This window comes from Dyadobacter sp. UC 10, assembly GCF_008369915.1.
Classification (GTDB): domain Bacteria; phylum Bacteroidota; class Bacteroidia; order Cytophagales; family Spirosomataceae; genus Dyadobacter.
The window spans coordinates 6,414,586-6,428,142 of the sequence record NZ_VSRN01000001.1 but is presented as its reverse complement, the minus strand read 5'-3'; the positions used below and the strand labels follow the sequence as shown (position 1 = coordinate 6,428,142).

The 13,557-nt window shown below is 48.8% G+C and carries 5 protein-coding genes; all 5 read left to right on the top strand.

Annotated elements, in window-relative coordinates:
• The first annotated feature begins 75 nt into the window (after nt 1–75).
• The gene (locus FXO21_RS26520; protein ID WP_149642919.1) at nt 76–3,264 is read left to right on the top strand and encodes a histidine kinase dimerization/phosphoacceptor domain -containing protein; all 3,189 of its coding nucleotides are present in this window, start codon (nt 76–78) and stop codon (nt 3,262–3,264) included.
• A gap of 7 nt (nt 3,265–3,271) precedes the next feature.
• On the top strand, nt 3,272–4,003 hold the full coding sequence (locus tag FXO21_RS26515; protein ID WP_149642918.1) for a LytR/AlgR family response regulator transcription factor: 732 nt from the start codon (nt 3,272–3,274) through the stop codon (nt 4,001–4,003).
• A 160-nt stretch (nt 4,004–4,163) separates the two neighbouring features.
• Entirely contained in the window at nt 4,164–4,361 is a 198-nt protein-coding gene (locus FXO21_RS26510; RefSeq protein WP_149642917.1) for a hypothetical protein, read from the top strand.
• A 315-nt stretch (nt 4,362–4,676) separates the two neighbouring features.
• The gene (locus tag FXO21_RS26505; protein WP_149642916.1) at nt 4,677–4,946 is read left to right on the top strand and encodes a hypothetical protein; all 270 of its coding nucleotides are present in this window, start codon (nt 4,677–4,679) and stop codon (nt 4,944–4,946) included.
• Between the two features lie 109 nt (nt 4,947–5,055).
• Nucleotides 5,056–13,512, top strand: coding sequence for a choice-of-anchor D domain-containing protein (locus FXO21_RS26500; RefSeq protein ID WP_149642915.1), 8,457 nt, complete (start codon nt 5,056–5,058; stop codon nt 13,510–13,512).
• Nucleotides 13,513–13,557 lie beyond the last annotated feature (45 nt).

The window sequence follows — 13,557 nt, the reverse complement described above, 5'->3', positions numbered from 1 at the left end:
TGACGGGAGCCGACTTTTGAATTGTTATGATTACTTTGCCCGCATACTCAACCAATTCAAGCCGGTAGCCAGCCAATGATCTCCTTTCCAGAACGGGTTAAGCATTCTTTTCTTCGGTATGTGTTATGCCTGATTTTCCTGACTCTCCCTCAGCGCATATGGGGCCAGGCTCAAATGCCGCGCCCGGCTTCTGAATATACCATTACCAAGCGGCTGCTTTCCGTGGAAAGCGGGTTGGCTTCGCACGAGGTTTTTTGCGGAGTGCAGGACTCTGCCGGCTTTCTCTGGTTCGGGACCCGCAACGGACTCAACCGCTTCGACGGCCAGCGCTCGCTGCTTTTCACCAGGCAGCGTCACAAATTGCAGGAAAATAAAGTGGTACAGCTTGCGAGAGACGATGCCAATCGTTTGTTTATCCAATATGGTAGCGCTGGCTTTCAGTTGATTACGAATGGGAAAGTGGATGTAATGGACGCGTCGACCCATGAAGTAAAGACGCTGACGGAAGCATTCCCAAATTTACCCTTTAAAGAACGCGACGTATACTGGATTTCCAATGACGGCACAGACGAAATCAGTATTTTGACTGCTTTCCCGTATCGCTACTGGAAGTATTCGAGTAAAAAAGGTTTCAGGCTACGCCTGGAAATGAAAGATTGGGGAAAGACGGAGTCGCTGACCAATCACCGGACCACCGGCCCTTTTTCCACTTTTATGAACGGCAAAGCAGTTCTGAAACTTGACAACAAAAAAGCGCAGTATATGGTTACCCCCGATACCGTTAATACGTTCAGGCAGGAAAACGTATTGCGCTCATTACCAATTGGTTTTGGTCGGGATGGCGAGTTGCTGATTACTTACAATACCGCAGGTAACACAGAGAGATTTGCGGTCGATCAGGTTACACCGGAAGGAAAAATGCTGCCCGTAACCGAGCCGGACAAGCATTATCTGGATCAGGTTGCAGGGCGTTACTGGTTTCAGGTATGCGCCTCCCTGAATGGCGCGGCAGCCGCATTTTATATTCCAAGCGACGGTTTGTATCTGTGGAACCGGCAGGCATTTCTGCGGGTGGTCGATAAGTCGGAGATAAAGGGATTTGAGAACATGTTTATCTACCAGCTTTTTCCCGATTCACTGGGAAACCTCTGGGTATGTACCTCCCTCGGTGCAATGCAGCTGACACTCAAAAAGAACCGGTTCAAACACTACTTTTCCACCAGTGAGCAATCCATCGAGCCGAACAGCCAGGCGCGCGGCATTTATGCCGATAACTCAGGAAAAGTTGTTGCAAATATTTGGACGCATACATTCAGCCAAACCAGTGGCCGTTTGCAGGCTTTGCGTCAAGAATACATCAATTATGGACTGGTAAAACACGGATCCGCTTTGTATAGCGGCGGATACTCCCTTTCCAGATACGACGACCTGATGAATCGCGTCACTGCGTATCCCAACAGCCAGGGAAGCGAAATCTGGTCCATGTTCCCCTTGAATGACAGTATGTTGCTCCTGGGCCGTACCGATGGATTTTCGGTTTTTAATGTAAAAACCAATCAAATTGACTCTGTTCCAGTAACCGGTAGAGGTCAGCAGGAAGCTAAGTTTGTTTACCGGTTTTTCAGGGATAAAAGCGGTGGTGTCTGGGCGGTAGCGGAGAATGGCTTGTATAAAATCAATCCGGCCAAAAACAATACCGGCTTTTCAATCGCCAGAACGCAGTCTCAGTTTCTGAATGGGCTGAGCCTGTTCGACGCGCACCGGGATCCCGACGGGATATTCTGGCTGGCTACCAACGGAGAAGGCTTGTACAGGTGGGACGCTAAAACGAATGCGTATCAGCAGTTCAATATTACTGCAGGTTTTCCCTCCGACGTACTGTACAGGATCGAATCCGACTCTTTTGGAAATTTGTGGATCAGTACGGATTACGGCCTGGTGCGTTTTAACCCGCAAAATTTCAGTATTAACACTTACACTACCATCGATGGTATTTCTCACAATGAATTTAACCGGACTTCCTCATTCAAGACTGGGGAGGGCCGGTTGTTTTTCGGAGGTTTGAATGGAGTAAATGGTTTTGATCCCCGCGATTTCCGCACAGAAAGTGCTGGCCTGGATGTTCCGTTACAGATCATCGCATTCAATCAATTTGCAGGATCCCGGAACGAACTGGTAAATAAGACCCGGGAAATATTGCGTGACAAGCGGATTGTATTGCAGCCGGAGGATAAATTTTTTACACTTGATTTTCAGCTGCTTGATTTTGCAAAAGAAAAAGGGCACCGCTACGCTTATCAGATTGTGGGGCTTGACAACGAATGGAACTACATAAATGAAAATTCTGTGCGCATCAGCGGCTTGCCTTACGGAAACTTTGTGCTGCGGATCAAGGCACAAAATCGCGAGGGAGCCTGGAATAAACGCGAACTGAGTATTCCGGTGACGGTCGTAAAGCCGGCTTATCTGCAATGGTGGTTCATTCTGATGGTCGGAGTGCTGTTTACGATGGGTGTCTACCTGATTATCCGCCTACGCTTGAAACAATTGGCCCGGGATAAAAAGAGGCTGGAAGAGATCGTGAACGAGCGTACCGTGCAATTGAAAAAATCGGTTGCGGAGCAATCTGCCTTACTGCTCGAAAAGGATGTGCTGATGAAGGAAATTCACCATCGGGTAAAGAACAACCTGCAGGTCATTTCGGGTTTGCTTGAACTGCAAAGCAAAACACTGACCGACGAAACCGCCAGGGGCGCATTGCAGGAGGGCCGAAACCGTGTGAGGAGCATTGCATTGATACATCAAAACCTCTACCAGCTCGAAAACCTGAGTACAATAGACCTGAAACGTTTTATCGGCGACTTATGCCGGCAGGTGCAAAGTGTCTTTCAGCGACAAAAGGAAATCAATATTTCGGTTAATGTGCCTGAATTGAATCTGGATATTGATTCGGCCGTCCCGCTCGGCCTGATCCTGAATGAACTGCTTTCCAACTCTTTTAAATATGCCTTTACAAATGTGGAAGCCGGGACGATTCATTTGGAAATCCGTTTGCTGGACGCAGGAAAATATGAGTTGCTATACCGGGATAACGGTCCCGGGCTGCCGGAAAATTTCGATTTATCAAAAACGCCTACGCTTGGTTTGCAGCTGATAAACGACCTGAGCAGGCAGATTGGCGGAAAAGTTCACTACAAAACACAGCGCGGAGCCACTTTTACGGTTAATTTTACGAATCGCGACATTCGGAAAAATCAAGACTAAACCATTCATGACAGCTTTAAAAATCGGTGTAGTAGAAGATGAACTGGTCATTGCCCGTACTATCCTGAATACGCTCGAGGAGCTGGGCTATGCGCACTGCGGACCGGCAATTAATTACACCGAAGCAATAGATCTGATCGAAACCGAAAAGCCGGACCTGCTACTGCTTGACATTCAGCTGGCAGGGCGAAAAGATGGTTTCGATGTGGCCGGAAAGCTGAACGAATCTTACAAGCTGCCATTTATTTTTCTCACTGCCAACAGCGATATCGAGACGATTGACCGTGCCAAAAGCGTAAAACCGCATGCATACATTGTCAAACCGTTCACAAAAGAAGAATTGTACGCCGCGATCGAGATTGCTTTCAATAATTTTACGAATACTTCGGCGGAAGTCAAGCCCGCCAGGTCCTCAGCCGGCCAGCACAGGAATTTCATGTTCGTCAAGGACGGTTATGTTTTCAGGAAAATATTTTTCGAAGAGCTGCTTTATCTTGAAAGTGAAGCCAATTATGTGCTGCTTCACTTGTCTTCGCAGAAAAAAATTGTGGTACGGTCAACGATCAATGACTTCATAGAGCTGCTGGATCCAGCGGTTTTCGTGCGGGTACACCGTCGGTTTTCTGTGAACATCAACCTGATCGAAGATATTTTTCCAACCGAGATATCAGTTCAGGGAATAAAAGTCCCGATAGGAAAATCACATCGCGAAGAATTGTTGCGGGTTGTTGGGATTTAGGCCACAAACCCCTGGTAGGGGTTTTTTCCAAGTCTGGTATAAAGTCCCTTCAGGGATTCAGGGCCCGATATCCCAAACATGCTGCAATTCGTCCCGCACTGCGCACGTTCGTCCCAAATTTTTGACCGATAGCTAAACCAAAGCCACATTTGGGAAAGCTATGGCACTGATTGACCTGGATAAAATCACAATTACCAGAAACATTTTCGGTATCCGCTGCACAGTATGCGGGGGCAATCTGATTGTGTCTGATAAAAAATCCCTGGCCAGCCGGATCGCCGGAATAGTATCTCTGGGAACTTTAAAACCAAATGACTATGAATGCGAAATCTGCAAAAAGCGGTATTTGCTGCTCTGATGGGGGTGGAGGTAGTTCGGGATGGTTCGGAGTTGGTCGGAATTAGGTTTGCAACTTGGGGTGGTTTGGAATTGGGTTCGCAGGTTCGAAGTTGTTCGAAACTTTTAACACAGTTCTGGCTATTCAGCCGAAGCTCAGATCGCTCCACGACGGCTCAATTATTCCCCGTTTCACGGCGTACCATTCATTCGGTCATTCACTAATTCAGTCATTCAAAATAAGCCATGAAACCACATGTACTTGCGCCCGGAAGGCGATGGTCCGGTATCTGAATTTTTAAAAATAATAATCACAAACCTTTAAAACCTCAAAAATATGCCGACTTACCTGGTTGAAATCCCGCATTCCGAGAAGGTTTCGGATTGTATGCATGTTATCAATGTTTTCCTGAGCTCCGGTTCCCACATCATTTCCAAAGCACATTGGGGCTGCAAGGATGGCGTCCACAAAATGTGGTTTATCTACGATTTCGATAGCAAAGAGCAGGTACTTCAATCCATTCCCCCGCTGATGCGGCCCGACGCGACGATCGTGGAACTAAACAAATTCCGGGTCGAAGACGTAGCGCAGTATGCACAGCCTTAATGACATTATTTACTCAGCGTTAAATAGTTAAGCCAATTACGGCATTCATCGCCAGGTTCTGGGCACGCCGCCCGGGGCCTGGTTTAGGTGTTATTTAAAAATCAACGGAATGAAACAAACTATACTTGAACCCGCGGAAACCATGCAGGGCATGACACGACGGCTGCTGCTCATTTTGCCAATTTGGATACTTACGACCGGATATGCCTTCGGCCAGACTACCTGGACGGGCGCTACTGACCAGGACTGGAACAAAGCAGCAAACTGGTTGGATGGCGTGCCCGGTTCCGACGATGCGGTCATTATTCCCGCTGCTGCCCACGCGCCCACGATCTCGGGCAGCGCCTCAGCATCGGCCAAATCGGTGCTTGTGGAAGTAGGGGCTTCTTTGCTAATCGAGAATGGAAGTAGCCTCACACTCAATGGATCAGCAGATTATACTACGCCATTCGCTGCCAGCTCAACATTGAATAACCTGGGCACCGTCACCAATGGCGGTACGCTCGTGATAGGCTCGGAGGCTGGGGTAGGGGCCTACGGCATCACTAATCAGGGCGCTTTTACAAATCAACCCGACGGGGTAATTCGCATCGACCGCACCACCGATACTGGTTTGTATGTCGTGTCGGGCGACTTTGCGAACGAAGGAGAAATCAATATAGGGAGTGCAGAGCCGGTCGGTTTTCACGGAATCTGGAACGACGGGGCTTTTTTAAATAATACGGACGGCATGATAACCGTCGACCGGTCCACTTTGCGCGGGTTGATGAACAACAGCAATACTTTCGATAATGCAGGGAAGGTTACGATAGGCGGTGTTGCGGATGTGGGTTCAAACGGGGTGGAAAACAAGGGAGCGCTGACGAATGCAGCGTGTGCCCAGTTATTGGTATTTAGAGGCAATCTGGCCAATGAAACGGCCGCAACAGTAGTCAACAGTGGATTAGTACGGGTCAAAAGCACATTGACAAACAATGGGACATTTACCAATAACGGTGTCCTGAATCCCGATAACGTCGCCGGAAATATTGTCAATAATCAGCTGATCATCGTTCACGAAGCGTCATTGCTATTTTCTTACGGTCCGGCATTTTCAGGTACGATCGAAGGCATATTTACCGATGAAGCGGCGACACAATCTGCCGGCGTTTTTACTGCGCCCAATACGTTTGTACCGGCATCACCGATTACCCAGGGCCAGCTGCTATATGCGAAGGTTTTGATGGATGGAGGGGCCGGATGCACTTTTATTACCGAAACTACCATTGCCGTAAGTACCACGTGGACTGGCGCCGTGAGCTCGGCCTGGGACGATGCCGGGAACTGGACCTCAGGCGTTCCGCAAGGAGGTCAGCCGGCGGTGATTGCTGCGGTAAATACATCTCCGGTGATCGCGGCGGGGGTTAATGCGAGGGCCAAATCATTGCTCGTACAGGCGGAGGCGACTTTGACTATTGAAGCCACGGGAACGCTGGCGATCGACGATTCCGAATTGTATAATACCCCATCAGACATTACCGCCGCACTGAACAACCTGGGTACGGTGGTCAATCGGGGCGAAATCAAACTTGGCGCCACCGGCAGCGTGGGCGATTATGGCATTGTAAACCAGGGCACATTTTCGAATGCGGTCACGGGCAGTATAAAAATCAGTCGTTCAACCGAATCGGCGATTTTTAATGCGTCCGGGAGTTTCAGTAACGAAGGCGGGATAGAAGCCGGGGATGTGGAAAAGGCTGGAAGAAATGCGATCTGGAACGACGCGGCTTTTGACAACAAAGCAGGCGGAGTTATCAATTTTGGGTTAGCGACGGTTGCGGGAATTAATAATAATGGGACTTTCAGTACAGCCGGGCAAATCATGATGGGCGGAGTTTTTAGTCCCGGCAACAATGCTATCGTAAACAATGCTTCATTTACCATTGAACCATGCGGCAGGGTATACATTTATCGGGGCGACTTAACGAATAATAGTTCCAAAACGGTTACGAACAAGGGGCTGTTGTATATGACTACCAGAATTAACAGCGATGGAACATTTATCAACGACGGCGTGCTGCGTACCGCCGTCTTCGCAGGCAATCTGACAAACAATCAAATCTCCGTAAACCAAACTGCCGAGCCAGATATTTTCGAATATGGAGGCGGGTTTACTGGAAATGTAGAAGGTATTTATTTAGATGAAGCAGGCACTCAATCAGCGGGCCAATTTACTGCACCCAACACCTTTGTACCCAATTACTTTTCGGGAACCAGTATTACGATGTATGCAAAAATCACGCTTGGGGGGAGTGCTTGCACGTATATGGTCGGGTTCAGTTATGCAGCCCGGGAAACACAATGGACGGGTAATGTGGGCACAAGCTGGTCCGATGCAGCTAACTGGTCAAACGGCGTACCCGATGCGTTGTCAAGAACGGTTATCAACCCGTCAGATAATCAACCGATGATTGAAGGAGATGCATTCGCCAAAAGCATATATGTCCAAAGCGGAGCCAGTCTGACTGTCAACGAAGGAGGGGATCTCACGGTGAAAGGCACGGACTTGATCCTGGGGAAGGCCGCGCCTTTTTCGAATGTGGGTACGGTCGAGAATAATGGAAAAATCACGTTACACGAGGGGTCATATGGTATTGTCAATCAGGGTATTTTCAATAATAATGTAACAGGAAATACCGCTATCCATAATTCCACTGGTTCGGATGGTTCAGGAATAGTGAACGACAATGGGACATTTACGAATTCCGGTGAAATCACTATTGAAAAAGAAGGTCCGCAGGGGCCGTGGGGGTTGATAAGTTATGGTATCGACAACACAGGTACTTTTACCAATAACGCAGGTGGTACGATTCAGATCGAGACGGCAACTTACTACGGCGTGGATAATGGAGGCACTTTTACCAACGAGGGCGAAATCCGGATAGGTTCTGTGACAATGCCCAATATTGGCCTGAATAACAACGGAAATTTTGCTAATAAAACAGGAGGGAAAATTTCAATTGAACGGGCGGATGCAACGGGGCTCGCAAATGGCGGCACGTTTATCAATGAGGCATTGATTGCAATTGCCGAAACGTTGGCGGTAAAACAATATGCGTTCGTTAATAACGGAATTTTTCAAAATAAGGCGGGAGCTATTACGATCGATCACACTAGCGTGATCGGTTTCATTAATAACAATTCATTCACGAACGACGCGAGTCTGACAATCACTGGTGCCACGGACCACACGGGCATTCAGAATACTGGTTCATTTGTTAATTCATCAAAAGTTGTGGCGAGGGGCTCGTCGCCCGCATTTTCAAACGCCGAAGCTGGAACCCTGGAAAACAAGATCTGTGGTAGCATGTTGTTTTCAGGAGGGGTCATTAATCAGGAGACTAGTAATATTCAAAACGACGGTTACCTATTGATCGGCGGGCAATTGCGTAATAACGGAGCGCCAATTCCGAACAATGGGATACTTAAATACGGAAGCCTGATTGGTAATATTACGAATAATCAATTGATCGTAAATGCCACATCGACGCTGATTTTCACTTATGGCACCGACTTCAATGCCACGATCGGAGGGATTTTTCAGGATGAGGCAGGAACGCAATCGGCGGGTGTATTCACTGCCCCGAACACGTTTGTCCCGGGCGACTTACCTGATGAAGTGATTACACTTTATGCAAAAATTAAGCTGAGCGGGGCGGAATGCATTCAAATGGTACCATTCCAGCACAATACACCGGAGCCTGAAATTTTGATAAAAGGAAACAATGAAATTATTCCGAACGGAGATACTTCGCCCCGCACAGCTGATTATACCGATTTCGGCGGACAGTTTTTTGACGCGGGACATATCATGCGCACTTTTACAATTGAAAACGCCGGCTCTGCGGATCTGATGCTGGACGGGCCCCCGTACGCGACGATTAATGGTGATCCGGACTTCGCCATTACGGTGCAGCCCAACAACTTTTCAGTATCTCCTGGTGGAAATCGCACTTTCGAGGTACGTTTCGACCCAACGACACTCGGCGATAAAACTGCTACGATCACCATTAACAGCAACGATGTGATCAATGGCAGTTACACGTTTACCATCAAAGGAACCGGAACAAACGATTGTCAGCCCGTGACTACGACGGGCGCTATCACGTGGACCGGCGCGGTAAGTTCTGACTGGAATAGTCCGTGCAACTGGTCGCCGACGGCCGTTCCGGGACCGCAGAACCTTGTACTGATCCCGGAAACAGAAAATATGCCGGTAATCGGTGACGGGACGGCAGCGGCCCATACCGTGGAACTGACCGCAAATGTAACGCTCACCATCGCGGATGGAGCGAGCCTGAAAATGGAGGGACTTTACAATCCGGGTACGATCCTGAATTCCGGGCAGCTTACTTTGGGAAATGCAGAGGGGACAGAAAGTCTGCAAAGCATTGGGACCCTGACGAATGCGGTCTGCGGGCAGCTTTTCATCCTCAGTAATATCGATAACAGAGGCACTTTTACGAACAATGGATCCGTGGTTTTAACTGCCCTGGATATGCATTTGAATAGCGGCACACTGCTCAACAACGGGGTCATTTCGTTTCCGAAAAGCAACCCGATACCAAGCGTTACGAACCATGGAATCGTTTTACTTCCCGGCTTGACTTCTACCTGCGAAACATTGGTCGATGCATTTGAAACAGGTAACGGGCCAGCATTGAAAATAACGGGCATTTTCGCAGATGCAGAAGCAACTACTTCTGCCGGAACATTTGATGCGACAGCCAATTCTTTTACCCCGACCGAAAATTCGGCAGAAGGTATTCAAGCTCTTTTTGTCAGGGTTGAGGATGAAGAAAATGAATGCGTTCGGATACTTCCGTGGCAACTTACGCTGACGAAATGCTGCATTCCGCCCGTATTCGCCGCGCCGACTGTCACAGTGCCGTCTTATCCGGTAACAACCGGCTCGATCGTGATCAACGCGACTTCGGAAGATGAACTTGAATATAGCGTTGATAATGGCGATAACTGGTTTGACAGCAACGCATTTAGCAACCTCGCAGTTGGCAGTTACCATTTAAAAGCACGGGTAAAATCGCTTCCGGCCTGCGAAAGTGCGTATTCGGGTAATCCGGTTGTGTTCACGGAATTTGTAACTGCGGCGGATATCTGGACTGGCAATGTGTCCGGCGATTGGGCAAATGCAGGTAACTGGCAGGATGGCAGCGTGCCCACAGCAGGGGATGATGTAACGGTTCCGGCTGTTGAAAGGAAACCTGTAATAGGCGATCAGATTGCGGCTGCGGCCAAATCGGTTCTCATTGAAAAAAATACTTCACTTACCCTCAATACCGGGGCGAAACTGACGATCAACGGCAGCGCATTGTACCGTTCGCTGGAATCGGGGGCTTCACCGCTCGATTTTACGGCCGGGTTCAATAATTTGGGAGAAATAAATAACAGCGGCTTGATCGTTTTGGGATCTGTGGGGAGTGTAGGTAGTTATGGTATCGTAAATCAGGGTAATATAGTTAACAAATCAGGCGGACAGGTTAGTGTGGACTGGTCCGAGGACACTGGTATCTACAATGCAGCCGGAACGTTTACGAATGAGGGAGTGATAAAAATCGGGAGAGAGGAAAGTGTTGGTAATCACGGCATCTGGAACGATGCCATATTTACTAACAGTGTTAATAGTCAGATTTCTATAAATCGTTCTGCACTTCGGGCTTTGATGAATAATGCCGACGAAAGCAAATCGATTCAGGCAACACTCAATAATTCAGGTACAATCGTCATCGGTGCAGAACAGACTGTGGGCAAGACGGGAATTGAAAATCTGTCAGCATTCAATAACAATCCGGGAGGCGATATTCAGGTCAACGGAGCGAGCGAAAACGCTGTTTACCAGGCCTCGGGGCAATTTATTAATGATGCAGAGATCAAAATCGGGAATGTCCAAAGCGCAGGAAGTACCGGTCTGGCGGTTTGGGGCGGATTTATCAATAATCCCGACGGGGCGCTGCATATTGATCAGGTAAATGATTTTGGTATTCGCAATGCAGCCGGAACGTTTGTGAATAAGGGCAAGATCTTTATTGGTGAGGCCACGAATGGCGGCAAAACCGGTTTTGAAAATGTTGCTGTTGTCCAGAACATTGAAAACGGGGAAATCCACATCGACCGGAATGCAAACATGGCGCTGCACCATATTTCCGGCAGCATCAGTAATGCTTCATTAATCGTGATCGGCGGAAAAGGAAGTGTGGGCAGATATGGAATCTGGACGGAGGCGGCTTTCGATAACAATACAAACGGCGATATCCGGATTGATAATATCTCAGGCGGTTCAGCTGGCGTCGGATTCTACCATTTAGCCGGAAATTTAAAAAATGCAGGAAAAGTAGCGATTGGCGGCAATGCCGTCGGCGGTCACGCGGGACTATCTGTGGTAGGTGCTGCCCGATTCGAAAACGTGCCGGCCGCGGTCCTCCGGATCGACCGCACGGCTGCGGAAGGGATTAGTATCACCAACGGAACCCTCGATAATAGCGGGCAGATTACGATCGGCTCGATCGCGGGCGTAGGAAAATATGGCTTGTATAATGGTGGTACATTTACAAATAATACGGGCGAAAACAATGCCCGTGGAGAGCTTCGGATCGACCGGTCGACATTGAATGCGATTTTTACGTTCCGCACTTTTAACAATAACGCCGATATTGTCATTGGCTCAGCTGCGCCTGTCGGCCCCTCAGGGATCGAAAGCAGGGGTAACGTTCAAAACAACGCCGGCGGTATCATCCGCGTCGATCGCAGTACATCCAATGCGATGGCGAATGTTATCGGGACTTTTGCGAATGCCGGTGCGCTGGTGTTTGGAGCAAATGAAAGTGTGGGCGACTATGGAATCCTGAACAGCGCTGTTTTCCAAAACCTGGGAAGCGGCTCGCTGCGCATTGACCGGGCGAATAAGGGAGGGATTTTTCAGAAGGCCAACAATTCCGGCATTACCAACGAGGGCGAGATCACGCTCGGGGCAGTTGCCTCGGTGGGCGAGGTGGGAATAGAAACGCACACGTCCTTCACCAATTCAGCCGGCGGACATATCCGGATAGATCATTCCACGGATATTGGATTGTCGGTTCCGGCCGGCACATTTACCAATGAAGCCGACATAACCATCGGCGAAGAAGCCTCAGCAGGCCGCTACGGGCTGGTAAACCGCGCTACGTTCAACCACAATTCCGGCCATATCCGCATCGACCGAACTACGGACACGGGATTGTATGGTTCCGGCGGCACGTTTACAAACCATGCGTTGATTACCATCGGAGGTTTGGAAAATGTGGGTGTCCACGGGATTTTTAATGAGGCCGCTTTTATAAATAATGAAGAAGGCCACATTCATATCGACCGTACCACTGCGGCGGGACTACGCAATTTTAATGGCACTTTTACCAATGCGGCATCGGTTACGATTGGTTCGAAAACGCATGTCGGAACCTATGGAATCAGAAACCAGGCGGCTTTTGAAAATAATGCAGGCGGAGTTATCAGGGTCGACAATGCTGCTCAGGGGATCTTCCTGGAAGATAATATTTTCGCAAATGCCGGTACGGTCACGATCGGAGGTATTGTCGCAATCGCAGACCTGATTACCCGGCAGGGAACAGGGGATTTCAGCAATAATGCGAATGGTATTTTCAAGGCCTCGGGCCGGATTGCTGCGGCCGGATTTTCGAACGCAGGCGGAACATTGTCGCCGGGTTATTCGCCCGGCAAACTGACTTTCGATGAGGCAAAGGATTTTAGCAATAGCATTACGGATATTGAGATCAATGGTCCGGGCGTGGCAGGTGTGGACTACGATCAGATCGAAGTGCTCGGCACAGCTACCCTGGGAGGCACATTGAAATTGAGCACCAACTATATTCCAGCTGACGGCGATGAGGTAATTATCCTGAGTGCCAGTGCAATTTCCGGCACCTTTGCCACAATAACGGGAAGCAATCGCTGGCGGATTGATTATTCGGACAATGCGATCAGGCTGGTGTATGATGTCACTTTACCAGTCGATCTGGCAGCATTTGAAGCGAAGCAGGTTGGGTCTGCTGTTCAGTTGCAATGGCGCACCGCCTCCGAAATTGATAATGCCGGGTTTCATATCGAGCGGAGTACTAACGGTTTAAATTGGCAGGATATCGGATTCCGTGAAGGTTATGGAACGGTGGCCGCTACGAAAGATTACCGTTTCGCAGACAATAGTCCCGTTCCCGGCATCAATTACTATCGTCTGCGGCAGGTTGATTTTGACGGAAAAACAGAACATTCACGGATACAGGCGGTCAGGTTTATGACGGCTCAATCAGACCTGATCGTCTGGGCGGATGACATGCGGCAGGCTCATATTAAAACGGAGGAAATAATAGAGAAAGTGACTGTTTTCGATCTTACGGGCCGTGTTTGGGCTGTTTCAGACAAAAGTACATTCAGCCTGTTGCACGCGCCTGCCGGCATTTTGCTGGTACGCATTCAGACTAAAAAAGGGGTCGTCAGCCGAAAGTTGCTGCTTTTCTAAATCGCTGATTTAATAAAAAAAGAAGAGGATCTGAACCAGTCAGAT